This window comes from Mycolicibacter icosiumassiliensis (assembly GCF_900078685.2).
Taxonomy (GTDB): domain Bacteria; phylum Actinomycetota; class Actinomycetes; order Mycobacteriales; family Mycobacteriaceae; genus Mycobacterium; species Mycobacterium icosiumassiliensis.
In genome coordinates, this window is sequence record NZ_LT546166.1 from 1,670,704 (window position 1) to 1,697,474 (window position 26,771).

General features: G+C 66.0%; 21 protein-coding genes and 7 pseudogenes. 13 read left to right on the forward strand and 15 right to left on the reverse strand.

The genetic code is table 11. The features are described 5' to 3' along the window. Positions 1 to 10 precede the first annotated feature (10 nt). Together rsgA and aroA are read right to left on the reverse strand one after the other, a co-directional pair. Positions 11 to 1,000 carry a ribosome small subunit-dependent GTPase A gene (gene rsgA / locus BN4346_RS31810; protein WP_067970718.1) on the reverse strand — a complete coding sequence of 330 codons (990 nt, stop codon included), beginning with the start codon at positions 998 to 1,000 and terminating at the stop codon, positions 11 to 13. Beyond that, a complete protein-coding gene (gene aroA / locus BN4346_RS31815; RefSeq protein ID WP_067971123.1) occupies positions 997 to 2,289 on the reverse strand; it encodes a 3-phosphoshikimate 1-carboxyvinyltransferase in 1,293 nt (430 codons plus the stop codon). The genes rsgA and aroA overlap by 4 nt, the downstream gene beginning before the upstream one ends. Positions 2,290 to 2,406: 117 nt before the next feature. Between aroA and BN4346_RS31820 the strand changes: the two genes are divergently transcribed. Next, the gene (locus BN4346_RS31820) at positions 2,407 to 3,990 is read left to right on the forward strand and encodes a serine/threonine-protein kinase (protein ID WP_067970720.1); all 1,584 of its coding nucleotides are present in this window, start codon (positions 2,407 to 2,409) and stop codon (positions 3,988 to 3,990) included. 237 nt (positions 3,991 to 4,227) lie between these two features. Continuing rightward, positions 4,228 to 5,301: a PE-PPE domain-containing protein gene (locus BN4346_RS31825; RefSeq protein ID WP_154677570.1), complete on the forward strand. Its 1,074-nt coding sequence runs from the start codon at positions 4,228 to 4,230 to the stop codon at positions 5,299 to 5,301. Positions 5,302 to 5,743: 442 nt separating this feature from the next. Here BN4346_RS31825 and BN4346_RS31830 read toward each other — a convergent pair whose 3' ends face one another. Next, positions 5,744 to 6,157: a DUF732 domain-containing protein gene (locus BN4346_RS31830; protein ID WP_067970724.1), complete on the reverse strand. Its 414-nt coding sequence runs from the start codon at positions 6,155 to 6,157 to the stop codon at positions 5,744 to 5,746. A gap of 426 nt (positions 6,158 to 6,583) precedes the next feature. Here BN4346_RS31830 and BN4346_RS48910 point away from each other — a divergent pair. From BN4346_RS48910 to BN4346_RS31850, 3 pseudogenes are all read left to right on the forward strand, one after another. Beyond that, a pseudogene (locus tag BN4346_RS48910) lies at positions 6,584 to 7,599 on the forward strand (IS3 family transposase); the annotation flags it as partial. Positions 7,600 to 7,670: 71 nt separating this feature from the next. Continuing rightward, a pseudogene (locus BN4346_RS49875) lies at positions 7,671 to 8,567 on the forward strand (IS5 family transposase). Then, a pseudogene (locus BN4346_RS31850) lies at positions 8,564 to 8,842 on the forward strand (integrase core domain-containing protein); the annotation flags it as partial. The pseudogenes BN4346_RS49875 and BN4346_RS31850, both read left to right, overlap by 4 nt. Positions 8,843 to 8,868: 26 nt before the next feature. Here the strand turns inward: BN4346_RS31850 and BN4346_RS47245 are convergent. Beyond that, positions 8,869 to 9,042 carry a helix-turn-helix domain-containing protein gene (locus BN4346_RS47245; protein WP_235653594.1) on the reverse strand — a complete coding sequence of 58 codons (174 nt, stop codon included), beginning with the start codon at positions 9,040 to 9,042 and terminating at the stop codon, positions 8,869 to 8,871. 303 nt (positions 9,043 to 9,345) lie between these two features. Here BN4346_RS47245 and BN4346_RS31855 point away from each other — a divergent pair, with 303 nt between their 5' ends. The 3 genes from BN4346_RS31855 (at position 9,346) to BN4346_RS31865 (ending at position 13,236) form a co-directional block, all read left to right on the forward strand. Beyond that, on the forward strand, positions 9,346 to 10,590 hold the full coding sequence (locus BN4346_RS31855; protein ID WP_067970732.1) for a PPE family protein: 1,245 nt from the start codon (positions 9,346 to 9,348) through the stop codon (positions 10,588 to 10,590). Between the two features lie 84 nt (positions 10,591 to 10,674). Further along, complete coding sequence (locus tag BN4346_RS31860; RefSeq protein WP_078058541.1) at positions 10,675 to 11,952, forward strand: PPE family protein; 1,278 nt, start codon at positions 10,675 to 10,677, stop codon at positions 11,950 to 11,952. A 60-nt stretch (positions 11,953 to 12,012) separates the two neighbouring features. Next, on the forward strand, positions 12,013 to 13,236 hold the full coding sequence (locus BN4346_RS31865) for a PPE family protein (RefSeq protein WP_167666209.1): 1,224 nt from the start codon (positions 12,013 to 12,015) through the stop codon (positions 13,234 to 13,236). On the opposite strand, the pseudogene BN4346_RS31870 reads toward BN4346_RS31865, so the two are convergent. Next, a pseudogene (locus tag BN4346_RS31870) lies at positions 13,233 to 14,020 on the reverse strand (IS630 family transposase); the annotation flags it as partial. The gene BN4346_RS31865 and the pseudogene BN4346_RS31870 sit on opposite strands and share 4 nt — an antisense overlap. Here BN4346_RS31870 and BN4346_RS31875 point away from each other — a divergent pair. Then, positions 14,017 to 14,514: pseudogene (locus BN4346_RS31875) on the forward strand (transposase); the annotation flags it as partial. The pseudogenes BN4346_RS31870 and BN4346_RS31875 overlap by 4 nt on opposite strands. 8 nt (positions 14,515 to 14,522) lie before the next feature. Here the strand turns inward: BN4346_RS31875 and BN4346_RS31880 are convergent. The 4 genes and pseudogenes from BN4346_RS31880 to BN4346_RS31890 form a co-directional block, all read right to left on the reverse strand. Beyond that, on the reverse strand, positions 14,523 to 14,855 hold the full coding sequence (locus tag BN4346_RS31880; RefSeq protein WP_078058542.1) for a helix-turn-helix domain-containing protein: 333 nt from the start codon (positions 14,853 to 14,855) through the stop codon (positions 14,523 to 14,525). A gap of 49 nt (positions 14,856 to 14,904) precedes the next feature. Next, on the reverse strand, positions 14,905 to 15,627 hold the full coding sequence (locus BN4346_RS50030; protein WP_456080970.1) for a transposase: 723 nt from the start codon (positions 15,625 to 15,627) through the stop codon (positions 14,905 to 14,907). Next, a pseudogene (locus BN4346_RS50035) lies at positions 15,604 to 16,182 on the reverse strand (PPE family protein); the annotation flags it as partial. The gene BN4346_RS50030 and the pseudogene BN4346_RS50035, both read right to left, overlap by 24 nt. Before the next feature lie 6 nt (positions 16,183 to 16,188). After that, positions 16,189 to 17,529 (reverse strand): PPE family protein, SVP subgroup, encoded by a 1,341-nt coding sequence (locus BN4346_RS31890; protein ID WP_067970746.1) that lies wholly within the window; start codon positions 17,527 to 17,529, stop codon positions 16,189 to 16,191. A gap of 200 nt (positions 17,530 to 17,729) precedes the next feature. Here BN4346_RS31890 and BN4346_RS31895 point away from each other — a divergent pair, with 200 nt between their 5' ends. The 3 genes and pseudogenes from BN4346_RS31895 to BN4346_RS31905 all read left to right on the forward strand — a co-directional run. Then, positions 17,730 to 18,452, forward strand: a complete 723-nt coding sequence (locus BN4346_RS31895; RefSeq protein WP_067970748.1) for a response regulator transcription factor — start codon at positions 17,730 to 17,732, stop codon at positions 18,450 to 18,452. Continuing rightward, a complete protein-coding gene (locus tag BN4346_RS31900) occupies positions 18,449 to 19,873 on the forward strand; it encodes a sensor histidine kinase (protein ID WP_067970750.1) in 1,425 nt (474 codons plus the stop codon). Before BN4346_RS31895 ends, BN4346_RS31900 begins: the two co-directional genes overlap by 4 nt. A 142-nt stretch (positions 19,874 to 20,015) precedes the next feature. Next, positions 20,016 to 20,315: pseudogene (locus BN4346_RS31905) on the forward strand (IS607 family element RNA-guided endonuclease TnpB); the annotation flags it as partial. Between the two features lie 10 nt (positions 20,316 to 20,325). Here the strand turns inward: BN4346_RS31905 and BN4346_RS31910 are convergent. From BN4346_RS31910 to BN4346_RS31935, 6 genes are all read right to left on the reverse strand, one after another. Beyond that, complete coding sequence (locus BN4346_RS31910; protein ID WP_067970752.1) at positions 20,326 to 21,291, reverse strand: dimethylarginine dimethylaminohydrolase family protein; 966 nt, start codon at positions 21,289 to 21,291, stop codon at positions 20,326 to 20,328. Positions 21,292 to 21,304: 13 nt separating this feature from the next. Then, a complete protein-coding gene (locus tag BN4346_RS31915) occupies positions 21,305 to 22,165 on the reverse strand; it encodes an SDR family oxidoreductase (RefSeq protein WP_078058544.1) in 861 nt (286 codons plus the stop codon). A gap of 77 nt (positions 22,166 to 22,242) precedes the next feature. Then, a complete protein-coding gene (locus BN4346_RS31920) occupies positions 22,243 to 22,887 on the reverse strand; it encodes a TetR/AcrR family transcriptional regulator (RefSeq protein ID WP_067970755.1) in 645 nt (214 codons plus the stop codon). A 23-nt stretch (positions 22,888 to 22,910) separates the two neighbouring features. Beyond that, a complete protein-coding gene (locus BN4346_RS31925; RefSeq protein WP_067970756.1) occupies positions 22,911 to 24,059 on the reverse strand; it encodes an acyl-CoA dehydrogenase family protein in 1,149 nt (382 codons plus the stop codon). Between the two features lie 3 nt (positions 24,060 to 24,062). Beyond that, positions 24,063 to 24,797 carry an SDR family NAD(P)-dependent oxidoreductase gene (locus BN4346_RS31930; RefSeq protein ID WP_067970758.1) on the reverse strand — a complete coding sequence of 245 codons (735 nt, stop codon included), beginning with the start codon at positions 24,795 to 24,797 and terminating at the stop codon, positions 24,063 to 24,065. A 24-nt stretch (positions 24,798 to 24,821) separates the two neighbouring features. Further along, complete coding sequence (locus BN4346_RS31935; RefSeq protein WP_067970760.1) at positions 24,822 to 25,616, reverse strand: enoyl-CoA hydratase-related protein; 795 nt, start codon at positions 25,614 to 25,616, stop codon at positions 24,822 to 24,824. 339 nt (positions 25,617 to 25,955) lie between these two features. Between BN4346_RS31935 and BN4346_RS31940 the strand changes: the two genes are divergently transcribed. Continuing rightward, positions 25,956 to 26,708, forward strand: coding sequence for a TetR/AcrR family transcriptional regulator (locus BN4346_RS31940; RefSeq protein WP_067971130.1), 753 nt, complete (start codon positions 25,956 to 25,958; stop codon positions 26,706 to 26,708). The last annotated feature ends 63 nt before the right edge of the window (positions 26,709 to 26,771 follow it).

The window sequence follows — 26,771 nt, forward strand, 5'->3', positions numbered from 1 at the left end:
AAACGCGGGATCAGCCCTCGCGCAGCACCGTGAGCAGTCGGCGCGCCGCCTCGACACGGCGTTGCGCCGCACCGGTCAGATTGTCCAGCGCGCATTCGGGATCGGCCGGCGGTCCCAGGTGACCGCAGCCGCGTGGACAGTCGCCGATGGCTTCGGCGAGGTCGGAGAACGCCAGCAGCACGTCATCGGGTGCAATGTGGGCTAGGCCGAACGAGCGGATACCCGGGGTGTCGATGACCCAGCCCGAGCCCTCCAATCGCAGCGCCACCGACTGAGTGGACGTGTGCCGCCCGCGACCGATGTCGGTGACCCGTCCGACGGCCCGATCAGCTTCCGGGACAAGACGATTGACCAATGTTGACTTGCCGACACCGGAGTGCCCTAGCAGCACCGTGACCTGGGATTCCAGTAGGGGAGCGACGGCGTCGAGCGGGTCGTCGCGGCCCGCGATGACCACCGTGAGATCCAGGTCGGCGAACTGGCTGGCGAAGGGCGCCGGATCGGCCAGGTCTGTTTTGGTCAGGCACAGAATCGGCGCCAGACCTCCGGCATAGGCGGCGATCAGCGCCCGCTCGACCAAACCGGTCCGCGGCGGGGGATCGGCCAACGCGACCACCATGAGTAGTTGGTCGGCGTTGGCGACCACCACCCGCTCGGTGGGGTCGGTGTCATCGGCAGTGCGCCGCAACACGGTTCGCCGCGGCCTGCGCCGGACGATCCGGGCCAGGGTGTCGGGTCGGCCGGACAGGTCGCCGACCACATCGACGCGGTCGCCGACCACGATCGGGGTACGCCCCAGCTCGCGGGCGCGCATCGCGGTGACCTGGACATCGGCCGGGCCGTCGGGTCCGTCGAGGACACAGCCCCAGCGGCCGCGGTCGACGCTGACCACCATGGCCGATTGGGCGTCGGCGTGCCCGGGACGGATTTTGGTGCGCGGCCGCGAGCCGCGGCCGGAGCGGACTTTGACGTCGGATTCGTCGTAGTCCTCCGGTTTCAAGCGCCGGCCCCTGCGTCGGCCAGCATGTCGGCCCACATTCGGGGGAATGCGGGCAGGGTCTTGGCGGTGGTGTCGATGTCCTCGACCTCGACACCGGGGACTCGAAGTCCGATGATCGCACCGGCGGTGGCCATCCGATGGTCGGCGTAGGAATGCCAGATTCCGCCGTGCAACGGGGTCGCGGTGATCAGCAGGCCGTCGGGGGTCTCGACGCTGTCGCCGCCCAGCCGGTTGATCTCGGTCGTCAGCGCCGCCAGTCGGTCGGTCTCGTGCCCGCGCAGATGCGCGATGCCGCTCAGCCGCGACACCGAGCCCGGGGCCGCCAGGGCAGCCAGTGCCGCCACTGTCGGGGTGAGCTCGCCGACGGCGCGCAGATCCACCTCGAAGCCGCCGTAGCTGCCCGGGCCCGCTACCTGCAGGTGCGCGTCGGCGTGGCTCACCCGGGCGCCGGTTGCGCTGAAGATCTCGATGATGGCGTCGCTGGGCTGTACGCCGACGGCTGGCCAGTCGGCGATGCGCACGCGGCCTCCGGTGACCACCGCGGCCGCCAGGAACGGGGTGGCGTTGGACAGGTCCGGTTCGATCTCCCAGTTCCGGGCCGTCGCCGTCGCCGGTGTGACCCGCCAGCGGTTCGGGGCGGCGTCGTCGACCTCGATTCCGGCCTGGCGCAGCATCGCGACCGTCATCGAGATGTGCGGGGCGGACGGCAGGGTAGTCCCGGTGTGCACCACGGTCAGTCCGTCGTCGAACGCCGCGGCGGCCAACAGCAGGCCGGAGACGAACTGCGAGGACGCGGAGGCGTCGATCGCCACCGTGCCGCCGGCGACGGAGCCCGAACCTTGGATCCCGAACGGCAGTCCGTCGCCGTCGACCGTTATGCCCAGGCTGCGCATCGCATCCAGCAGTGGCGCGATCGGCCGGGCCCGGGCCTGCTCGTCCCCGTCGAACGTGACGGTGACGGCGCCCAGCGCGGCCAACGGCGGCACGAACCGCAGCACGGTGCCGGCCAGGCCGCAGTTCAGCCGGATGTTCGGTTCGGGGTCGATCTTGCCGCTGACCGTTACGTGATGGGCCACTGCCTCGACCCGCAGGCCCAGGGCGCGCAGGGCGTCGAGCATCAGGTCGGTGTCGCGGCTGCGCAGGGCGCCCGAGAGGGTGGAAACACCACCGCCGCGTGCTGCGGCCAGCGCGGCCAGCACCAGGGCCCGATTGGTCTGCGACTTCGAGCCGGGCACGGTCACCGTCGCCTCGATGGGAGCGTTGGGCGTCGGTGCCGGCCAAGTCGTCACGGTTTCATCCTGCCAGCGCATGGCTCCGGAGCTGGTATCGGCGCTCGATAGGCTTCTTTGCCGGCCAGCTGCCCGGTATCACCCAACTGTTTACCCAGGATCATTAGTGTCTGCGGCATGGCTCTGGCCGCGGGCTCGATTTTTGCTGAGTACACCATCTTGAAACTGGTGGGTGCCGGCGGGATGGGCAAGGTTTACCTTGCGCAGCACCCCCGGCTGCCCCGACGCGAAGCGCTGAAGATTCTTCGTCGGTCCTTAAGCGCCGACGACGAGTACGAGGAGCGGTTTCGGCGGGAGGCCGAAGCCGCCGCCGTGCTGGTGCACCCGAACATCGTGCGCGTGCATGACCGCGGTGAATACCGGGGCCGACTGTGGCTGTCGATGGACTACATCGACGGTGAGACGCTCGGCGAGCTGATCACCCGCAAGTTCCCGGCCGGTATGCCGGCTCAGATCGTCATTCCGATCATCGCGAGCATCGCCGATGCCCTGGACTACGCCCATGGGCAGGGCGTGGTGCACCGTGACGTCAAGCCGAGCAACATCTTGGTGACCGAGGACGGCGACGACGTGCTGACCGCCGTGCTGGCCGACTTCGGCGTCGCCCGGCAACTGAGCGGCCCCACCGGGCTGACCGCCAGCAATCTCGCCATCGGAACCATTGCCTACGCCGCACCCGAACAACTGATGGGTGCCGAAGGTCTGGAACGCGCTGACCAGTACGCCTTGGCCGCCACCACCTTCCAGATGCTGACCGGGGCACCGCCGTATCAGCACGAGAACCCGGTGACGGTGATCAGCCACCACCTGAACACCCCGCCGCCGCTGCTCAGCGACCGGCGTCCCGAGCTGCAGCAGTTCGACGACGTGCTCGCCGCGGCGCTGGCCAAAGACCCCGCTGAGCGATTCCGGGACTGCTCGGATTTCGTTGCGGCCCTGGCCGAGCAGCTCGCCGACCCGGAGTCCGACGACGAGTCCGACTCCGCCAGGACGGTCGTGCGGGGCGTGCCGCGAGCCCTACCGGCACCTCCACCGAGCCGGCTGTCGAAACTGGCCCGACCCGCTGTCCTGGTGCCCTTGGGTCTTGCGGTGGTGGGATCGGTGGCGGCCCTCGTCCCGCGCCTGCTGGCCGAGGAGCCGGTCGACACGGCGGCGGTCGCCGCCGGGGGCGCACCCGCGGCAGCTGTGGCGCCGCCGCCCAAGGCGCCCGCGTTCGAGGGCACCTACCGCGTCGACGCCAACCGCGCCGGGGAGAAGTACAACGGCGTTCCCAACCCCGAACCGCCCAACGTGAGCACGTGGTGGGCGGTCAAGTCGGCCTGTGACGCCTCGGCGTGCACGGCGTCGGCGATGATGCTGGACGCGAAGGATCACCGGAAGACGGTGAAGACGCCTTCGGGCGGCAATGAATTGGCCCTGGAATTCACCGGCGACACCTGGCGGTCACAGCCGCAGACGGTGCAGACGCCGTGTATCGGGGTCGACGGCCGGCAGGACAGTCAGAGCACCACCCAGGTGCTCACCCTGGAGCCGACCATTCCGGGCGTCCTGCACGGCGCGATGGTTGCCACCGTGGACAGCAATGAGTGCGGCCAGCGCGGAGCTCAGATCTGGGTTCCGGTGGTAGCCAGCCGATTCGGTGACGTTCCCGCGGGGATCAACCCGTCCGTCGAGATGGCCAAGCCAACCAAGCCGGCCTGATCATCGCCTGATTGGCCGTCGCTTGGTCGACGCATTCCCGGGCAGCTCTGAAGGGCCCGACTGTGTAGCACTAAAAAATTAGAGTGCGCACTATTGAGCGCTCCATAGCTATGTTACTTTTCGAGTAATTCAAGGTTGCTCGACAGCTTTCGGGAACCTCCTGGACGTACCTGCCGCGCGTGGCTGGTCGTCGACCACCGCAAATGGGCCGAGCGGGCCGCCGGAAGGAGAACCCCGGTGAATCATGTACGCGGCGCCTTGGGCACTGTTGCCATCGCCGTTGTGGGTGCGGGATTGATCGCACCCACCGCGGCGGCTGCGCCGTCAACCGCTCTGCAGATTCCCGGATTGCGCCTGGCCGCCAATGACACTGCAACTCTGCCGCTGGGAGGCGGCACGGCGTTCATCATCGGCGGCAGCGGTCTGGCCACCCCCGGCCCGTCGTACGTGGACGCCGCTATGTCGCTGTATCTGGAGCCGCTCGGCTTCACCGGCACGACGCAGGTTGTCACGACACCAGAACAGCTCTACCCATTCTTGGGTCCCTTCGGCGGGACGCTGGATGAGTCACTGGCACAGGGTCAGCAGAACCTCTTTGACGCAATCATGGCTCAGTACCAGAACGGAGACCTGAGCGCCGAGAACCCCGCGGTGGTGTTCGGCTGGTCGCAGGGCGCGGTCATCGAGACGATGCTGCAATACCAGCTCGCGGACGCTGGGGTGCCCAGTGAATACGTGCATTTCGTGATGGTCGGTGACGTCAGCGCCCCCAACGGCGGCATGCTGGAGCGCTTCAATCTGCCCGATGATGCGCACCCGAGCCTTCCGAGCTTGGGTCTCACGTTCAGCGGGGCCGGAGCCTCTGATCTGTATCCGACCGAGGTCTACACCCACGAATACGACGGTTTCGCCGACTTTCCGCAATATCCGATCAACTTCTTGTCGGTCCTCAACTCCATTTTCGGCATTGCTTTCGACCACACCACCTATCTAGGGCTGACGGCCGATCAGATCAGTGATGCGATTCTGCTGCCGACGTCAGACGCTGACAGCTTGACCAACTACTACATGATTCCGGCCGGCGGGCTGGGACTTGACCCCGTGTGTTGGACACGCTCAATCCCAGGAATGTCCTGGGGGAAGCGAGATGATCCAACCCGATGGCAAGGAAAAATTACCCCGATGCTTACCCGTCCGCACGGGAAGCAAGTCTTCAATCAACAACCACTGCGCATCGGTGAGCAACTGAAACCGCGACATACTGAAAAGCTTCAGCCACAACACCCGAAATATTTGTCAGACACGCCCTAGTGTTCTCCGCTGCAGATTTGTTGAATATATTTGACGAGTGATTCGAGGATCTCTTCGGCGGTCTTGTTCCCGACGGACGGCTTCGGTTCGGAGTTCCAGTCGTGGATCCAATTCTTGATGTCATTCTGCAGTGCCGCAACGCTTTTGCGGACGTCGCGTCGCAGTAGCCGGCGAGCCGGTCGTTGACCGTGGGTAGTTTGTGGGCGGACCGGTTGTCCGGGTGCGCGTCCACCTCGTCGGCTACGGCCTTGTCGATGGCGAACAGCCACAGCCGCCGGCACGCGCAGCGCTGAAAAACGTGACGTGGCGCGCCACTGAACCAAAACCGATCACGCCAACCCGAGCCGGGGCCGGCAGACCGATTGCGGAATCTATCTACCGGCTGCAGTGCTCAGCCGTCAAATTGTGCGCCGATGAGCACTCGATGAGCCCCGAGGGCAAATCACTCTTCCAACCTGTCGGGACAGTACACGGCGCGGGCAACCGCCACGAAGTGGGCGCCCTGCAGCAGGGGCAGATTGTTGGAGTAGGAGTTTCTCACGCCGTCGACGGCTTCGCGTACGGTGTGGCCGTCTTGCATGTAAGCGCAGGCTCCCCTGGCGACATTGACTGCTTCGGGATCGTTCGGATGCGCGATACCGAGGCCGTCGAGCGCACGGAGGAACGTGTCGTCCGTCGCGCTGGTGACGTACACGTACGGATCATTTGGTGTGGCGTACGCGGGAGCCATTCCCATGCCGACCACGGCTGCTGCGCACGCCGAAGTCACAACCAGCACCGGTAGGGTCGGGAAACCGCGCCGCCACAACGGTATTTGGTGGCCGGTCTTGGTCTGCCGGCAATTCTCTTTCGACATTCCTTCGTCTCCTCAGTTTCTCGGTGCGGCGTCGGCATCGAGGTGGCAGCTGGTAACCCTGTGGCGCAAGCGCTTCCAGCTCCGGCGGCCTGCCTAGCACACTAGATGCTGCAGCCGGGCTGAGCTCCCCGCCGAAGTCAACCTTCGCGACTCTTTTCACTGAAGTTCACCTAAGGTGGCCGGTATTCACTCGCTGTTCATCAACACGCAATCTGATTGCGCGCTCGTCGGCTCGACCCGGCTACGGTGGCTGTCTTGTGGTCGCGCCGGTCGACACGTCGCATCGACGATCAGGCGGTGGGCCGGCCACATGCGAAACGCCCTGGTGTTGCGATCACACGGACCACTTGTGCCCGCGCTGCCAAGCCGGGCTACTGAATCGCCCCGGCAAGTCCGGAGACTCCGTTCCTTGGGAAGGATGGAGTCATGTCAGGGAGTACGTCGAAGAGGTACCCGGCCGAGTTGCGTGAGCGGGCGGTCCGAATGGTCGGCGAGATCAGGGCCGATCATGAGTCGGACTGGGCGGCAATGGGCAAGGTCGCCGAGCTGCTCGGAATCGGGACGCCAGAGACTGTGCGCAAGTGGTGTCGGCAGGCCGAAGTCGATGCGGGCCAGCGGCCCAGTGTCACCAGCGAGGAATCGGCGGAACTGAAACGGCTCAAGCGCGAGAACGCTGAGTTAAAACGCGCCAACGCGATCCTCAAGAGTGCCTCGGCTTTCTTCGCGGCCGAACTCGACCGGCCACTGCGCTGATCGTGCGCTACATCGACGAGCACGTCGGTGTCCGCCGCGACGATGCCGACGGGCCAGGTCTGCGCTGGGGTGTCGAGTCGATCTGCGCGCAGCTCACCGAGCTGGGTGCCAAGATCGCCCCCGCGACCTACTACGAACACCGCGCCCGCAGACCCACCAAGCAGGAGGTTCGCGACGCCGAACTGAGGCCGAGGATCCGTGCGGTGCACGCCGAGAACTACGGTGTCTACGGCGCCCGGAAGGTATGGCTGACGCTGAACCGTGAACGGCCCGAGGACGCACCACCGATCGCGCGCTGCACTGTGGAGCGGCTCATGGCCGAACTCGGCCTGGCCGGCGCGGTGCGCGGCAAGATCAAGCGAACCACGATCAGCGATCCGCGCACACCGAAGCCGCTGGATCTGGTGGATCGCAACTTCCGGCCGTTGGCTCCGAATCGCTTGTGGGTAGCCGATTTCACGTATGTCTCGACGTGGTCGGGCTGGTGCTACACGGCGTTCGTGATCGATGCCTACGCCCGGCGGATCCTGGGCTGGTCGGTAGCGACCACGATGACCAGCCAGCTCGTCGTTGACGCTGTCGAGCAGGCGATCTGGACGCGCCAGCGGGAAGGCAACGACCTGGCCGGGCTGGTTGCGCACCATGACCACGGAACCCAATACCTATCGGTGGCCTACTCCGAGCACCTAGGGCGTGTCTCCCATATCGGGAGATGTTTTGAGGTGATGCTGTCGGGGTGACGACGGCTTCGCGGTATCGGTTGTTCAATGACGCTCAGTGGGGGTTGATTTCGGGTCTGTTGCCTTCCAATGCGGGCAGGCGTGGTCATCCGTTCGGTGATGACCGGCGTGTGGTGGAAGGCATCGTCTACCGGTATCGGACCGGGATTCCGTGGCGGGATCTGCCGCGATCGGAGTTCGGGCCGTGGCAGACGGTGTGGAAACGTCACCGCCGCTACGCCGGCGATGGCACCTGGGATCGGGTGTTGATGACGCTGTTGGCGATGGCTGATGCCGAGGGCCGGTTGGACTGGACGGTGTCGGTGGATGCCACGATCAACCGCGCTTACCAGCACGCGACGAACACGACGCGCCCCGATCAGGACACAGGGGGCTGGGTCGAATTACACGAATCTGCCACTGTCTGAATGTGAACCCGCAGGTCACGGCATCGGGCGGTCGCGGGGTGGGTTGACCACCAAGATCCACACCGCCGTTGACGGCAACGGCCGCCCGCTGGCGGTGGTGGTCACCGGCGGGCAGCGCAACGACCAGGCGATGCTGGCCGGTGTGCTCGACGAGATCGTTGTACCCCGCCGTGGACGTGCTCGTTGCCGGCCCGATGCGGTGATCGTTGATCGCGCCTATTCCAGCGGGGCCGCCGACGAATGCTGCGCAGCCGCAAGATCACCACAGTCATCCCGCAGAAGAGCGATGAGATCGCCGCCCGGCAGCGTCGTGGCAGTGCCGGTGGCCGACCGCCATCGTTCGACGAAATCCGCTACAAGCAGCGCAATCTCGTCGAACGGTCATTCGCGCTACTCAAACAATGGCGCGGCCTGGCCACCCGGTACGACAAACTCGCCATCGTCTACCGCGCCGCCGTCGTGCTCAGCGCATGCATCACATGGACCCGCCATATGGGAGACATGCCCTAGCCACAGCCGGGATCAAGCCCTCGACTGGCGCGGTGGGTTCGTCGTATGACAACGCACTGGCCGAGTCCGTGATCGGGCTCTACAAGACCGAGCTGGTCAAGCCGCGGCGGCCCTGGAAGGGCTGCGACGACCTCGAGATCGCCACCGCCGAGTGGGTCGACTGGTTCAACCACCGCAGGCTCTACGAGTACTGCGGCGATATGCCGCCAGCGGAGCTGGAGGCCGCGCACTACGCTCAACAACCGACTTCGACACTCGTCGAGGTCTCAAACTAAGAAGTCTCCGGACATGCCGGGGCGATTCAAGCCCGCCAGTTGATCACCGTTTGGCGCGCGATGGAGAACCGGCGCGCGATCTCGACATGGGCGACACCATCGGCGATCAACAACACGATCCGCGCCCGCAGCGCCAGACCCGCCTTCGTGCTCGAGGACCGAACCCATTTCTCCAGTTCGACACGGTCACTGTCGGGCACTACCAACGGCGCTGCTCGCATACGCAATTCAACCAAACAACACCGCCCAATTACTTTAGGCGCGCGGCACTAGAACCCCAAACACCCCGCCGCGCCATGCAAAACCACAGGTCACAGGACTAACGATCCAGAAACCCGCGATCCATGTCCGAAGTCAGGTCCTAATTTGAAGCTCCCGTTCATGTCGGCTTCAGATTGTCGTCGCTGCCCAGTCAACTCGGGTGCCTAGCATCCCGCGAAGTATCGCGTTGCGAACTATCACGCCGCTTGGGCGAGGACGGTCGACCGCAGAAGGGGAGTCGCATGCTGGATTTCGGGGTGTTGCCGCCGGAGGTGACGTCGTCGCAGATTTATTCGGGCCCGGGGTCGGGTTCGATGATGGCGGCCGCGTCTGCTTGGGACGGCCTTGCATCGCAGCTGAATTTGTTTGCCGGCGGGTATGCCTCGATGATCTCGGCCCTGGAAGGCGATGCCTGGTCCGGCCCTGCCGCGAACGCGATGGTCGCGGCTGCCGTCCCGTATATCGACTGGGTGAAGACAACAGCGGGGCAGGCTGAGCAGGTCGCCAACCAAGCTCGGACGGCGGCGACCGCCTTCGAGACAGCGCACGCTTCGGTTGTGCCACCGGCCCTGGTAGCTGCCAACCGAGCTCAGCTGTCAAACCTGCTCGCCACCAACGTATTCGGTCAGAACGCGCCGCAGATCGCGGCCACTGATGCCCAATATGCGCAGATGTGGGCCCAGAACACCCAGGCGATGTACGGATACGCGGGATCGTCGTTGTCGGCGACGCGACTATCGACGTTCACCCAGCCGCCGGAGACCAGCAATCCGACCGCTCAGCCCAGCCAAGCGGTTGCGACCGCCGCCCAGTCCGCCGGTGCGGGCGCATCGCACGCTAACAGCCTCTCCCAGCTACTTTCGTCAGTGCCGCAACAGCTCTCCACAGCGGCGACTTCGGCCTCGTCGAGTTCGAGCACATCTACGTTGTTCGGCATGCCCGTGCCTTCGTCACTGCTCACGAGCCTGGGAAACCTCAACACCATCGACGGACCGATATCGTTTGCCGCCGCCATGGTTCGAACTGCCGCCAACTCGTCGGCCGCCGGCATGATTGCGTTCAGGCTCTTTGCTGACGCGGCAATTTATTCACCGCTGGCCGGATTGTCCGGCGCGATGTCGCCGGTCACCTTCAGCTCGGCGTCACTGGGCGCGGGGTTGGCTGGGGTGACCACATCGAGTGCAGCAGGCGTTCAGAGCGCGGTTTTGGCCAGTACCGGCGGTGCGGGTCTGATGGGCTCGCTGTCGGTGCCGTCCGCATGGGCGCAGGCAACTCCAGTGGCCACCGCGAGCGAGCAGCCCATGTGGTTGTCGGAGGTCGAGGCGTGGTGGGAGGACGGTGCACCCGCGAATCTGGATTCGAGATCGATGGCGCAGGTGGCCGCCGCGGCTGCCGCGGGAAGTCTGCTGATGCGTCCCGTTGTCGGTAAGGCATTACGTGTTCCACCACGCCGTTTCAAGATGTCGCGACCCTCTGCCGGTGGATGACTGTCTTTCTCTACGGCGTGACGTGGCAGCGCGCGATCTGACCGTTGCCTCCGAGGCGATTGTTAAAGGGGTTGGGCAACAGTGATGTTGGACTTTGCGGTGCTACCGCCTGAGGTCAATTCGGCCAGAATGTACGCTGGGCCCGGCTCGGTGCCGATGATGGCGGCCGCAACAGCGTGGGATGCAGTCGCCGGGCAACTGGAATTGTTTGCCTCCGGCTACTCCTCTACGGTGACAGATCTCCAGGGCCACCAATGGTCGGGGCTTGCTTCGGCTTCGATGGCCGCCGCAGCCGCACCTTATGTGACGTGGGCGAACACGACTGCCGTTCAGGCCGGGCATGCGGCGAGCCAGGCTCGCGCCGCAGCGGCAGCGTACGAGGCGGCGTTCGCGATGACTGTTCCCCCGCCGGCGATCGAAGCCAACCGGGCGTTGCTGGCGGCGCTGGTGGCCACTAACTTCTTCGGTCAGAATTTGCCGGCGATCGCTGCCACGGAGGCCCACTATTCCGAGATGTGGGCGCAGGACGCCGCCGCGATGTACGGCTATGCCGCCGCGTCGTTGCCGGCGGCCGCGGCCTTGGCGTCGTTCAAGGCGCCACCGCAGACCACCGATCCCGGCGGGCAAACCGCGCAGAACGCAGCGACGGCGCAGGCGGTGGGCTCAGCAACCGCGCATAAGATGCAACTCCTGACCCACGCGATATCAAATGTGTCGCATCAGATGCACAGCCTCTCGGTAGGGCAGTACTCGTCTCACTCCGCGGTGTCGACGGGATCGAGTTCGGCGCATGCAGCGGGTTCGTCGTCGGCGCATACCGCGGGCTCGTCCGGCTCGTCCGGCTCGTCACAGTATTACTACATTCACGACTGGCAGTCCTTCAAACAGTTTTACGACAATTTCAACACCGCAATAAATAAAAACTTCTATAACGGCGGCGTAACCCTGGGCGACCAGTTGGACTTCAACGCCACGATTCCCAAGGTAGTGAGCCATTACAGCCTGCCGAGGACGCCGCCGCTCCTCTACGCCTCTGACGCGCTGAGCTCGACAGGAGGAAACGGGCCGGTCGTGGTCAGCGCGGGCAGGGCGGCCTCGGTGGGTTCATTGTCGGTTCCCCGGGCCTGGTCATCGCCGTCTTTGACGAACGGCCAAACCCTGCTTGCGGCAAATCAAGTCACCCAGCAACCGCCGGAGGAGGTTCACCGCGGTGTGCCCGTCCATGCGGTGAAGCCCATGGCTGACCAGCCGCCGCCGGCCCTGGGGCCGGTGGGAGGCCACGGGCAACGCCACACTGGCAACGCTGTTATCCGCATGCGGGAGCGCCGGTTCCAGATGCCGCGGCCAACGGTCGGTGGATAGCGAAGCGTAGGTCGTCAGGGCTCGCGGGTAACGAATGCGAGCGAGGAAATGAGGATTCGGATGCTGGAATTCGGAATATTGCCACCGGAAATCACCTCGGTACGGATTTACTCCGGCCCTGGTTCGGAGTCGATGATAGTGGCCGCAGGAATCTGGGATGTCCTTGCTGCGCAGTTGGATTTGTTTGTGCGAGGCTATTCGTCGATCATCGCGGCTCTGGAAGGTGAGTCGTGGTCGGGTCCCGCTGCGACCGCGATGGTGACCGCGACTGCACCGTACTTACAGTGGGCGACGACAACAGGGATCAAGGCGGAGCAGACCGCCAGCCAGGCCCGCGCGGCTGCGGCCGCCTTTGAGGCAGCATACGCGGCTGTGGTGCCGCCGGCTGCGGTGGCGGCCAACCGCAGTCAGCTGTTGCATCTGATCGCGACCAACATATTGGGTCAGAACGCGAACCAGATCGCGGCCACCGAAGCTGATTACGCTGAGATGTGGGCGCAAGACACCCGCGCGATGGATTGCTATGCAGCCTCGGCATCGTCGGCGACCCAGCTGTCGCCATTCACGGAGTCGCCCCAGATGACCAACCTGGCCGGACAGTCCGCGACTGCGGCTTCCTCTGCTGCGAGTTCGGTTGCCCCGCACCTGCAAGCATTGTCGCAGCTGCTTTCGACTGTGCCGCAACAACTGGCGGCCGCAACTGCACCGAGTTCGGGCGCCGCCGCGCCGGCCGGTATACCGATACCGGAATCGTGGATCACGTTCCTCGACGATATCAATTACACGACCGGAATCCCCGACATTTGGGGGTTGGAGGTGATGCGTGATGTCGGTGCGGTCGGGAGCGCGATCCTCAATACGACCGGCTACTTGACCGATGGCGGCGGATTTGTGCAAGCCGGGGCTACGGAGAAGACATCGCCGACGGCGACTCCCGGGATTCTGGCCGGGGAAGCGGAGTCCTCGGTAGGGAGGGCAGTTGGGCGCTCGGTGCTTGTCAGCGTCGGCGAGGCGACCGCCGTGGGGCAGCTGTCGGCGCCTCCGGCATGGGCGAATGCGACCCCGATCGGCGGTGCGACCGACACTTCGCTGGCATCGTGGGGGGCCAAAGCGGTGTGGGAGGAGACTCCGAAGATGGGCACGGCAGGCACAGGGTTAGCGGCACCGATGGCTGCCGGAGCCGGTGGGGCGGCGGCCCGCAAAGTGGTGCGGCCCAGTGTCAGCGCCATCCTGCAGGTCATGCCTCCCCGGTACCAGGTGCCCCGCCATACCGCCGGTGGCTAGTGGTCCGTGCTTGAAATGGTTTGACGGTTTGCCTTCTTGAGGACCTCGTCGGCGGTTTTTGTCCAGACGAATGGGTGGGCGCGGTTGTTCCAGCCGGTGATGAATTTGCGGATCGCGGAGGTGAGCTCGCGGACGTTGCCGAAGGTGCCGCGTCGGATGGCTTGGCGTTCGATAATGCCGAACCAGACTTCGACGAGGTTGAGCCATGATGCCGAGGTCGGGGTGAAGTGCACCTGGACGCGTGGGTTTTCGGCGAGCCAGTCGCGGACCTCGACGCGCTTGTGGGCGGCGTAGTTGTCCATCACCAGGTGCAGTTGCTGGTCGGGGTAGGCGCGAGCGATATGTTTGAGGACGCGCAGAAATTCCTGATGGCGGTGCCGGTCCTGGCATAGTCCGGTGACCTGCCCGGTAGCGATCTCCAGCGCGGCGAACAGCGTCGTGGTGCCGTTGCGCACGTAGTCGTGAGTGCCCCGCTCCGGTCCGGTGATCCCGGCTGCATCGGCAGCATGGGCTGGGTGCGATCGAGTGCTTGGATCTGGGATTTCTCGTCGACGCAGAGCACGACAGCGTTCTCGGGCGGGTCAAGGTACAGCCCGACGACGTCGGTGACCTTGGCGACCAACTGCGGATCAGTGGAGAACTTGAAGGTCTCGACTCGCCACGGCTGGATGCCGTACTCACGCCACGCCTTGGCCACCGCCGAGAAACTGACTTTGAGGTGATCGGCCAGCAGCCGTGAACTCCAGTGCGTGACACCGAGTTTCTTTGGCGGCGGCACCAACGATCACCGCGGTCTGGCCGTCGGCGATCGTGCAAACCTGCGTGGTGCACCTGCTGCGGGCATCGATGCGCTACGCCTCCTACACCGACCGCCGCAAGATGGCCGCAGCGATGCGCCCGATCTACACCGCGGCCACCGAAGACGCTGCCAAGCTGGCACTGGAGGACTTCCGCACCCAGTGGGGCACCAAATCCCCCGGAGCACTCGCCGTCTGGGACCGTGCCTGGGCCGAGTTCACCCCGTTCCTGGCATTCCCGGTCGAAATCCGCAAGATCATCTACACCACCAACGCGATCGAATCGCTGAACTACCAGCTGCGCAAAGTCACCAAGGCCCGCGGCTCGTTCCCCTCAGATGCCGCGGCGATGAAACTGCTCTACCTGGCCATCCGCAACATCAACCAGAAACGAGGATCAACCACCGGAACCGCAACCTGGGGATGGACCCACGCCCTGAACTCCTTCGCCATCCAATTCCCCGACCGACTCCCACTCTAACCCAACAATCAACGGCCACAACCACTTACACAGTTACCTTGACAAGCCCGCACCAACGTCGCCGACACGATCGCACCGTGATCAAGCGTGCGGGGGCGCCCGGATCGGGGCAGGTCATCGAGGCCGGCGATTCCGGACTGCTCGTAGCGTGCCCGCCACGAGATCACCGTGGGGCGTGAAACTCCCGTGCGCGAAGCGATCTCGGTATTCGATACCCCGTCGGCGGCCAGCAGCACGATCCGCGCTCGCAACACCAAGCCCGCCGGCGCCGTCGTCGACCGCAGCAATGAGCCCAGTTTCGCCCGGTCGCCGTCACGCAATCCCAGTGGAGCAATCCGCATGCATGACTATCCCAAACATCGACCGTCAAACCATTTCAAGCACGGAAAACTAGGGCGTGTCTGACAAATGCGGTAGCCAGAGGGTGATTGCGCGCAGGACCGCTGCGCCGCGGTAGACCAGGGCGAGTTTGTCGTAGCGGGTGGCCAGCCCACGCCATTGCTTGACGGTGTTGAAGTTGCGTTCAACAACATTGCGGCCCTTGTAATCGTCGGCGTCGAAGGCCGGTGGTCGCCCGCCGGCCGAGCCACGGCGCTGGCGATTGGCGACCTGGTTCGATGGCTCCGGTATCACCGCACCGATGCGGCGTCGCCGCAGCATGGTGCGGATCGCGCGACTGGAATACGCCTTATCGCCGCGGACGCGATCAGGGCGGGNGGACAGCAGCGACAGGCCGGGCGGCGGGCCCCCCACCGCCGGTGCGGCCGACGCCCAGGCCAGCGGCACCGACAGGCCGCTGATCGAGGTCGCCGAGGCCAGGTTGGCCGAGACCGGCAGTGCGCCGGCCATCGCTGCCCGGAGCAATTCCTGGCCGACCTCGGCGGCACCCATCGCGTCGAACAGGAACGTTCCGAGCGCGTCGACGCCGAACGTGCCCATCGAGTCGACAGCCAGCTCGACCCCGGCGATGCCGAGCTCCATGGCGGGTTCGCCGATCAAGATTGCGTCGGCGCCGATTGCTTCGGCCACGGCCGACGAGGACTCCAGCGCCTGGGTCAGTGTGGTGATGACGCCCTCGCCGTGGCCCTCCGAGGTGGTGGCGGCCGCGTGCATGACGGCCGCTGACTGCGCCGACGCAGCGGTGGAGTTGGTGGTGTGCGGTGGTTGCCGGAACGGGCTCAGCCTGCCTGCGGCTGCGGCGCCGGCGGCGTAGCCGTACATGGCGGTGGCGTCCTGGGCCCACATCTCGTAGTAGTGGGCCTCGGTGGCCGCGATCGCGGGAGTGTTCTGTCCCAGGAAGTTGGTCGCGATCAGGGTCATCAGCAGGCTGCGGTTGGCGGCGATCACCGGTGGCGGCACGGTCATGGCGAACGCGGATTCGTAGGCGGTGGTGGCGGCGCGGGCTGCGATGGCGGTCTCCTCGGCCTGGATCGCGGCGGTGTGCAGCCATTGGGCGTACGGTGCTGCGGCGGCGGCCATTGCCCGCGCGCTGGGGCCCGTCCAACCGGAGCCCAGTTCGGTGAGCACTGAGGTGTAGGCCAGGCCCGCGGTGTGTAGCTCGGCGCCCAGCGCATCCCAGGACGACGCCGCGGCAAGCAAGGGGCCGGCGCCCGCGCCGGAATACATTCGGCCGGAGTTGATCTCCGGTGGCAACAATGCGAAATCCATCAGGTGCTACCGGCCGAGGAGGCGCTGCTTTTCCTGGGTGAACTCTTCTTCGGTGAGGATTCCGGCATCGCGCAGATCGGCCAGTTCCCGCAGCTCGCCGGAGATCCGGGTGATCGGCCCGTTCAACGGCCGCACCGGCGGCTTCGCCGGCTTCTCCGCTTGGTCGCGCTGTTTGACCAGGGCACGCGGCGCCCGCTTGGGGGCGGTTTTCGGGTTCGCGGTGCCAGCGCGGCCACGCCCTACGCCCGCGGTGGCCCGGCCGGCCAGTCCGGCGGCGCCGATGGCGGCCAGCGGCAGTGCCGATGCCCCGGCCGCGGTGGCCGGAAGTGCAGCTTGCGCGGCAGTCGGCAAGGCGCCGCCGACCTGCTGGATCACGGTGGTCGTCGGCGCCGCAGTGGCCCAGGCTTGTGGCACCGACAGCCCGCTGAGCGTGGCCGCTTCGCCCATTTCCGCGCCCACCGGAGTGATCGAGCTGGCCAGGACCATCTCCGGCAGTAGTTCGCTCTCGATCTCGCCGACGCCGATCAGGTCGATCCCGAAGGTGCCGGCCGCGTCCACGCCGAACGTACCGGCCGAGTCGATGACGAAGGTGCCGAACAGGCTGGAGGCCAACGCCAGGTAGGACGCCGCCAGTCCTGGCTCCATTGCCGCCGCCGAACCGATCGAACTCGTCAGCGTCGCATTCGATCCCGCTGCCGCCGATCCCGGCGCGCTGAGGCCCTGCAGGGCCTGGGTGATCGCGGAAGCCGCGGTATCGGCGTGGCTGCCCGCCGCGGTGGCAGTGGCCTGGCCGACCGCACCGGCGTGGTTCGCCGTCCCGGTGGGATTGGTGGTGCGCGGCGGCTGGGTGAACGGGACCAGCCTGGCGGCCGCAGCGGAGCTGGTGGCGTAGCCGTACATGGCGGTGGCGTCCTGGGCCCACATTTCGTAGTACTGGGCGTCGGTGGCCGCGATGGCGGCGGTGTTCTGACCCAGATAGTTGGTGGCAAGCAGCGACATCATCTGAGTGCGGTTGGCGGTGACCGCCGGGGGAGGCACGGTCATCGCGAACGCTGCGTCGTAGGCGGCGGCGGCCGTCCGGGCCGACGACGCGGTGTGTTCGGCCTGGGCAGCGGTGGCGTGCATCCACTGCGCGTACGGTGCCGCGGCGGCGGCCATTGCGGCGGCGCTGGGCCCGGCCCAGCCGGCGGACAGCTCATCAATCATCGAGTCGTAGGCCAGGCCCACGCTGTTCAGTTCGGCGGCCAGGGCGCTCCAGGCGGCGGCAGCGGCCATCAAGGGCTGTGCGCCCGCCCCTGAATACATCCGGCTCGAGTTGACCTCTGGCGGAAGCGTCGCGAAATCCATTGTCAGACAGTCCTGTTGGTAGTAGGCGTCATGGTGCCTCCTGAATTTCCGGTTCGCGCCGGTGCGATGGGCCGCCGGGCGCACTCGGTCACCGTGACCGTAAACAGTCAACTTGAAGTGAACCTGAAGAACGCGGCGGTGGGTGAAAGCCACGCCGGTCGGCTCTCCCCATCGTGGCGTGACGGTGTTATCAATGGACCATGGCCGATTCCCGGTCCGCCGACCGTCGCGGCGGTACTCCCTTCAGCGTGGGAACGCCGCGGGTTCTGGTTGTGGAGGACTCCGAGACCATCCGCGAGATGGTCAGCGAGGCGCTGGCCGATGCCGGCTACCTCACTGACACCCAGCCCGACGGCGAGGGGTTGGAAGAGGTGCTGGATGGATTCCGGCCGGATCTGGTGGTACTCGACGTCATGCTGCCCGGCCGTGATGGCTTCGCCCTGATGGACGTGGTCCTGCGCTGGGGCGAGGTGGGCGTGGTGCTGCTTACCGCACGCGACGGCCTGCCCGACCGGCTGCGCGGCCTCAACGGCGGCGCCGATGACTACGTGGTGAAGCCGTTCGAGCTCGCCGAACTGGTCTCGCGGGTCGGTGCGGTGCTGCGCCGGCGGGGCCGGTTGCCGGCGGCCGTGCAGTTCGGCGATCTCATGGTCGATGTGGACGCTGGAGTGGCCTCCCGTTCGGGCACCCCGCTGGGTCTGACCGCCACCGAGCTGCGCGTGCTCGTCTACCTTGTCGAACAACGCGGCCGCATCGTCAGCAGTGCACAGATCCTCAATGCGGTGTGGGGCTATGAGGCCTACGACCCGAATCTGGCCCAGGTCCACATCAGTGGGCTGAGGCAGAAGCTCGAGGCGCACGGACCACGGATTCTGCATACGGTGCGCGGGATCGGCTACCGGCTGGAACTTTCGGGTTCATGACCGCCACCCCCTCGCTGCGCCGCCGCCTGACGCTGATGGTGCTGGCGCTGCTGGTCATGCTGATGTTGGCGATGGGGCTGGTGATCAATGCCACCTTGACCGCATTTGCGACGCGCAGCGTGCACGAGCGACTGGCAGCGGCGACCGCGCGGGCGGATTCTTTGATGGCGCTGGGAATCTCGGCGGAACAGATGTCGGAGCAACTCAACGGCGGCATCATCGCCGCCCTGGTGGTCGCCGCCGATGGCACCAGCTACGGTGACCCCGCGATCGAGCCCGACGCCACCACCGGATCGAAGATTGCGGCCCCGCCGCTGGAGCCCGACGACACCGCGACGGTCCTGGTGCATCCCCTGGCCAATGGTGATCGGGTGATCCTGGTCGCCGACACCACGGAGTCTGACGAGACGCTGCGCCGATTGCGGCGTTTGATGATCGAGGCCGGTCTAGGGACCTTGCTGCTCGCCTCGACCCTGCTGGCCGGGGCGAGTCGTGCGCTGCTCGCGCCGCTGGATCGTCTTACCGATCTGGCCCACGACATCACCACCGGGGACCGGGGCCGGCGACTGCGCCCCGACCGCCCCAAGACCGAGTTGGGCCGGGCGGCAGAAGCTTTCGACGACATGCTCGACGAATTGGAGGACTCCGAGAAGCGGGCGCAGCACGCCGCACAGGGCGCGCAGCGAGCGGAAGCGGCGGTACGGCGTTTTCTGGCCGACGCTGCCCATGAGCTGCGCACCCCGATAGCGGGAATGCAGGCTGCCGCGGAGCAGATTGCCGGAAACGTCAGTGTGCGTGTCGGCCAGTCCGTCAGCGAGGACGCCATCTCACCCGAGTTACTTCGCCAGCATCGTCGCGCCAGCCTGCTGTTGACCGAAGCACGGCGAGCGACCCGGCTGGTTACCGACATGCTGGACTTGAGCTATATCGATGCTGGATTGCCGTTGGAGCTCAAAGACATCGACCTGATCGGGATTGTCGATACCCAACTGGATCGGGCGGCGCTGCTCGCCCCGCAACTGCGGATCGGGCGTACTGGCCTGGACTCGGTGACTGCCCGGGTCGACCCCACGCGAGTCGCGCAGATTCTGTCCAACCTGCTCGACAACGCGCGCCGCTACACGCCGCCCGGTGGGCAGATCACCGTTGACGTCGGTGAAGGCAGCGGTGGTGTCGCAGTGGTCGTCACCGACACCGGCATCGGTGTGCGCTCCGAGGACGCCGAGCGGATCTTCGATCGGCTGGTGCGCCTGGACAGCGCCCGCGGCCGCGACCACGGTGGGGCGGGACTGGGGCTACCGATCGCCCGGGCGCTGGCCGTCGCGCACGGCGGGAGCCTGACGTGTGTTCCCCACGATGGGGGCGCCTGCTTCAGGCTGGTCATCCCCGCGAGTTCCGGCGCGGCGCGGCCGGGCGGCTAACTGCGCCGCAGCAGGGGTTGTCAGCTGTTGTGTGGTGAGTGGTCGGTAGTTGTCGGTGGTGTGCTGTAGGAACAGGTGTATGAATCTTGCGGCGTGGGCTGAGCGCAACGGTGTTGCGCGGGTGACCGCGTGTCGCTGGTTNTGGTTCCCTTCGTCGAAGACTTGCCACGCTTGCGGGCATGTTCAGGACATCGGCTGGGCAGAACACTGGACCTGTGATCGCGCTGGCGGCGGTTGCGGGACTCACCAACGCGACGATTGCGCCGCGATCAACCTCGCACGCTACGAGGAACCCGATAGCGTCGTCGGCCCAGTTGGGGCCGCCGTCAAGCGTGGAGCCGACCGTAAGACCGGGCCACGCCCGGCTGGTGGCCGTGAAGCGCGGAAGGGACCCGGCCACCCGGCCGGGAAACAACCCCGAGACGGGGTGCGAGTCGCGTGACCACTAAAGATCACTCACTCGCAACGGGTTGGGTGCTGCACCGGAATGCGCCGCCTAGCGACCGGCTGATTCCGAACTCGACGTACTCGACCGTGACGCCACGGTGTTCCAGTTGCTCGCCGACGTTACTGAAGGCCGGATCGGTGACATAGACGTCGGGGGAGATCGGCAACCCGTTGGTGGCCAGATCCTTGGCCTGCGATAGCGAAACCGGAATCCGATCCCAGCACTTCAGCGCGGCCGGAACCCCGTCGAGCAGCGCTTCTTCGCACACGACCAGCAGGCCGTCCCGGATCAAACCGAGCGCGCAGTCCAAGTGCAAGATGTCCGGGACCAACCGGACCACCTCAACGGTGTAGCCCCGCGCGGCGAGCAGCTTGTCCAGCCAACGCGCTCCGAGTTCATTCGACGCAAGACCCGATGTTCCCACGAAGACATGCCGGCCGAGGACCAGGACATCGCCGCCCTCGAGGAACGGTCCGGGCCCCAACGTCGCGTCGTCGTCGGCGGCGATCTCGGGAGCCGGCACGGCGACATAATCGCAAGGCGCCGGATACACCCGCTCGCGCAGGATGTCGCGGACCGGAAAAACCTCACGACGGCGATGCCGAAACCGAAGGGAGCCCTCGATCACGACATCACCGATGGTGAAAAACGGGTCGCGCACAAAGAAATTGGCGTAACCGTCGGATCCGGCTGCGGCCTTCTCGGCCGCGGTCAACATCCGCGGCCGCAGCACCTCCACACCGTAGCGGTGCAACACCGACTCGAAGTTGCGGCGTTCCTGCAGCCACAGCCGCTGTCGCTGCGGGAAGGCCGCACCGAAATCCTTTCCGGCGACGACATTTTCGGTCGACCCTGGAGCAGGGAAACCCAACTCGGAATCCGAGATGTCTTCCGGCAGAGCCAGTTCGGACTGGGCGAGCAGCACGGTGCGCAGCGGCGCGAACTCGCTTTCGACGAAGACCTCGGTCACCGACGCCTCGCCGCTAGGGCTGCAGGTATCCCGGCGGGTTGACGGTGTCGACCCACAGGTCCACGCCCAGGTCACTGCCGGGCACACAGTCATAGACCGACAGATCGGTGACGCCGGAGTCCACCAGCACGTCCTCGCACAGCAGGGAGTTGCCGGTGTATTCGCGGGCCGGCCTGGTCACGATGGCGTACGCGGCGTCGGCGTAGATGTCGGGGGTGCGGGAGCGGGCCATCGCCTCGTCGCCGCCGAGCAGGTTCTGCACCGCCGCGGTCGCGATCATGGTGCGCGGCCACAGCGTGTTGGAGGCGATGCCGTGCCCGCGGAGCTCCTCGGCCATACCGAGCGCGCACAGGGTCATCCCGAACTTGGCCATCATGTAGGCGGTGGGTTTGAGCCATTGGGGCTCCAGCCGGATCGGCGGGGACAGCGTCAGGATGTGCGGATTGTCGCGGCCGATCATGTGCGGGATGCAGGCCTGCGACACCGCGTAGGTGCCGCGCACCTCGATGCCGTTCATCAGGTCAAAGCGCTTCAATGGCACCTCGAGGATCGAACCGAGGTTGATCGCTGAGGCGTTGTTCACGCAGATGTCGATGGCGCCGAACCGTTCGACGGCGGTGGCCACCGCCCCTGCCACGGAGTCTCCGTCACGGATGTCGCCGACGATCGGCAGCGCCTGGCCGCCGGCCTCTTCGATTTCCGCGGCGGCGGTGTAGATCGTGCCGTCGAGCTTGGGGTGGGGTTCGGCGGTCTTGGCGATCAGCGCGATGTTGGCGCCGTCGCGGGCGGCCCGCTTGGCGATCGCCAGGCCGATGCCACGGCTGGCACCCGAAATGAACATGGTTTTACCGGAGAGAGGGCCTGAGTTGGGCATGGCTGTCAGCCTATGCCGCGGCGGCCATGGTGGTGGTGCTCCGGGGGATGTTTTCGTCCTCGACCTGGCACTGGAAGCTAGCCCGCGGTGGCGCCGTGGCGCACCAGCGCGTCCAGTGTGAAACGGGTCTGTAGCCCGATGTATTCATCGAGGGTGTACAGCTCGCCGAAGTGCCAGCGCTTGAGCGCCCAACCATGTGCGAGCAGCATGATGTCGAAAACGATGAGGTCGACGTCGACGTCGTGGAAAGCTCCGGCAGCGATCCCAGCCTCGACGACGGCGCGAAGTGGTGCGGCGCTCGCGATCTCGAGTTCCTTGATCTTGGCCCGCCCCGCCGAGTCCAGGGTGCGGCTTTCCCGGTAGGTCAGCACCACCGCGTCTAGGTTTTCATCGACGATTTCGATATAGCGCCGGATGCCGGCTGTCAGCTGCTGGATGGGGTCGTCGCCGGCCTCGGCGATGACGGGGGAGAGCTGATCGCTGAAGGCGTCCTGGATCCGCACGATGGTCGCCAGCAGCAGGTCTTCCTTGCCGGAAAAGTACTTGTAGATCAGGCCGACGCTCACGTCGGCCGCAGTAGCCAGGTCCTGCATCGACATCTGGTGGAACCCGGTCTTCTGCATGACTTTGACTGCCGCATCAAGGATCTGACGACGCCGCGAATCGGTTCGGGCTGCGCGTACCGCCTCCTCGACGGGCAGTTGACCGTAATCGATGGTCAAGGCGTGCTCTCCTATCGGCGAAATCAGATTCCCAGGTCCTTGGCGATGATCGTCTTCATGATCTCGTTGGTGCCGCCGTAGATGGTCTGGATGCGGGCGTCGACGAAGGCCCGCGAAACCGGGTATTCGCGCATGTAACCGTAACCGCCGAACAGTTGCAGGCAACGATCCGCGGTGCGCACTTGCAGGTCGGTCGTCCACCACTTCAGCTTGGCGGCTCGGCCCGCGGTCAGGTCGCCCGCCAGGTGCTCGGCGATGCAGTCGTCGAGGAATGTCCGGGCGATGTCGAGTTCGGTGGCAACCTCGGCGAGCACGAACTGGGTGTTCTGAAAACCCGCGATCGGCGAACCGAACGCGTGGCGCTGCTTCACGTAGTCCAGCGTCTCGTGCAGCACGCCCTCGGCGGCCGCGACTGCGCCGACTCCCAACGACAGCCGCTCCTGCGGCAGGTTGTGGACCAGTTGGAAGAAGCCCTGTCCCTCCTCGCCGAGCAGGTTTGCCGCTGGCACCCGCAGATCGGTGAAGGTCAGTTCGCTGGTGTCCTGGGCGTGTAGGCCGATCTTCTCCAGATTGCGGCCGCGGTGGAAGCCCGGCGTGTCCGCTTCGACCACCAGCAGCGACAGCCCGCGGTGCCGGTCTTCACCGGTGCGCACCGCAACGACGAACAGATCACCGGTTTGGCCGTTGGAGATGAAGGTCTTCGCGCCGTTGACGACGTAATGTTCGCCATCACGACGCGCCGTGGTGCGAATGCCCGCGAGGTCGCTGCCGGTGCCGGGCTCGGTCATCGCGATACCGAGCACCGTCTCGCCGGTGACCACCCCAGGTAGCCAGCGCTCCTGCTGCTCGGGCGTGGTGAGGTCGGTCAGGTAGGGCAGCACCACGTCGTTCTGCAGGGAGAACGCGATCGCTTCGGCAGCCGCCCCGGCTCGCTGCAGTTCTTCGATCACGATGGCGTGGTAGCGGAAGTCGTGCACGCCCGGGCCGCCGAATTCCTCGGCCACCGGGAAGCCCAGCAGGCCCAGGCGGCCGGCCTCAATGAATAGTGCCCGGTCCCAGCAGCCGGATCGCTCCCGGTTCTCGTGGGCCCCGACGACGCTTTTCTGCACGAATTCTGTGACCATCTCCCGGAATTGCCGGTGCTCGGGGCCGTACCGCAGCTTGGTCGCCATCGCTCAGCCCGCCATGGTCAGACCACCGCTGACGCTGATCACCTGACCGGTAATGAACGACGCGGCATCGGAGGCGAAGAACAGCACCGGGGCGGCGACTTCCTCGGGCCGAGCCAACCGGCGGAACGGGATCGCCTTGACCAGAGCCTCTTTCAGTTTCTCGGGCTGAGCCGCGAACAGCGGGGTGTCGGTGGGCCCCGGACACACGCAGTTGACGGTTATCGCGTGCCGGGCCATCTCCCGCGCCAGTGACTTGGTCAGCGCGATCACCCCGCCCTTGGCGCCGGCGTAGATGCTTTCGCCCGCACTGCCGACCCGCCCGGCGTCGCTGGCCAAATTGATGACGCGTCCACCGCGGCCCGCCTCGATCATGCCCGGCAGGAATGCACTGCAGACGTGAACCGGACCCAGATAGTTGATCGCCACCACCTTCTCAGCGAATTCCGTTGTTGCGTTGAGAAATTGGTCGGTACGGTCCCACCCGGCCGCGTTGACCACCACCGTTGGCACCCCGATCTTCGCGTGCGCGCGGTCACGTAACGCGTCGACCTGCGCGCGATCGGCGACGTCGACCGGCAATGCCGTGATCAGCTCGGGCTGTCGGGCGGCGGTCGCCGCGGCCGCGGCGAGGTCGAGATCGGCAGCGATCACTCGATCACCCTGTGCGGCGAACGCCAGGGTGATCGCCTTGCCGATACCGGATCCGGCTCCGGTGACCAACGCGAGGGCATTGCTCATGGCGTAGTCCTGTCCTGGTCGACGTCAGGCCGTGATGAACTGGCCGAAGTTGGCGGGACGCTTCTCGGCGAACGCCGCGGCGCCCTCCCTGCCCTCGTCGGTATGCACAAAGATCTCCAGCGCCGACATCGCCAGGTTGCTCAGACCGGCTTGGTGATCGGTGTCGGCGTTGAAGGACTGTTTGAGGAAGCGCAGTGCGGTCGGGCTCTTTTCGGCGATCTCGGCGGCGATCGCCTTGGCCTCGTCGAGGAGTCGCTCGGCCGGGACCACCCAGTTCACCAGACCCCAGCGTTCGGCGGTGGCGGCGTCGTACTGCCGGCACAGGTACCAGAGTTCCCGGGCGCGCTTCTCGCCGACGACGCGGGCCAGGTACGCCGAGCCGAATCCGGCGTCGAAGGATCCGACCCGGGGGCCGGCCTGACCGAACTTGGCGGTCTCCGAAGCTATCGACAGGTCGCACAGCACGTGCAGCACGTGGCCACCGCCGATGGCGACGCCGTTGACCGCGGCGATCACCGGCTTGGGAACATCGCGAATCACCTTGTGCAAGTAGCCGATCTCGAACATGCCGCTTTCGGTGGGTCCGTAATCACCGGTCTCGGCGCGCTGCTTGACGTCGCCGCCGGTGCAGAAAGCCTTCTCGCCGGCTCCGGTGAGGATAATGGCCGCAACCCGGGTATCGGCCCAGGCTGCGCGGAACGCCTTGATCATTTCCTCCACGGTTTGACCGCGGAAGGCGTTGTAACGGTGCGGGCGGTTGATCGTGATGACGGCAGCGGGGCCGTCGACCTCATAGGTGATGTCGTCGAAGTCGGGCACGGGGTCTCCTGGGTCAGCGATTGCGGGTCGGCGAACGTTCGGTGAGGTTGTATTCATAATGAATGAATGACAATTCAATTTTGCTGAATGTAGGTTCCGATCCGTTGGTGCGTCAAGTGCAGCTCGGCCGGGTATTGAGCCCAGGTGAGGGTGGTTCTCATCGGTTCGATTTGCAGAGCGAGCGTTTCTGCGGCGGGGGCGGGCTTACGACGTAAACTCACCAGCAGTGGACACCGAGTCTCGTGGTCCGCTGCGAGGCGGTCCGGATGACTACCACGCCTGGGCTGGGTCGGCTGATCGTCTTGTCGGTGCAGTGAAAAAAGGGTGGTCCACGTGGATATCGATGGTTCCGGTGCTCGGCGTCGGCTGGGCGAGGCCGAGTTGCCCGACGACGTCGGTGGTTTCGACGGCCCGCGCTCGTTGTCGCAGCTGAGCCGCGACGGCATCTTGGAAGCGGCCATCGACTTCATTGATCGCCAGGGCCTGTCGAAATTGACGATGCGTGCCCTGGGCGCGGCCTGCGGGGTCGAGGCGATGGCGCTCTACCGTTACGTGCACGGCCGTGGCGACCTGCTCAGCGGCGTCGTGGACCACATCATCGACCGGCTCTACGCCGATCAACTTGCGGCGCGGCGTCAGGAAGACGGCTGGCAGGACTACCTCATGCGGCTGGCGCACGGGGTACGCCAGATCGCACTCGACCATCCGGAGGTCTTTCCGCTGGTCGCCACCCAGGCGCCGGAGGCGCCGTGGGTTCGGCCGCCGCTGCGCAGTCTGCGCTGGATGGAGAGCTTCCTGGACACGTTGATCTCCTACGGATTCGACGACGACGCCGCGGTGGCGGCCTACCGCTCTTACACGACATTCCTGATCGGTCACCTGCTGTTGGAAGTGTCTGCCCGCGGCGCCGAACTGCACCCCGACGAGGTCCTCCTCGATGACAAGGTTGAGCGTCCCGGCCGCGACCTCACCGACTACCCGAACCTGCGGCGCCTGCAGCCGATGTTGTCGCAGGACCGCAGCACCGCCGAGTTCGAAGAGGCGCTGGAGACGATGCTCGACCGGATCGAACTGCTGCTCGCCCGGCGCTGAGGCGATTGGCGCTCCCCGGTGTGTTTACGTTGTAAACAGCGGGGGTATGTCTCGCGGTGTAAC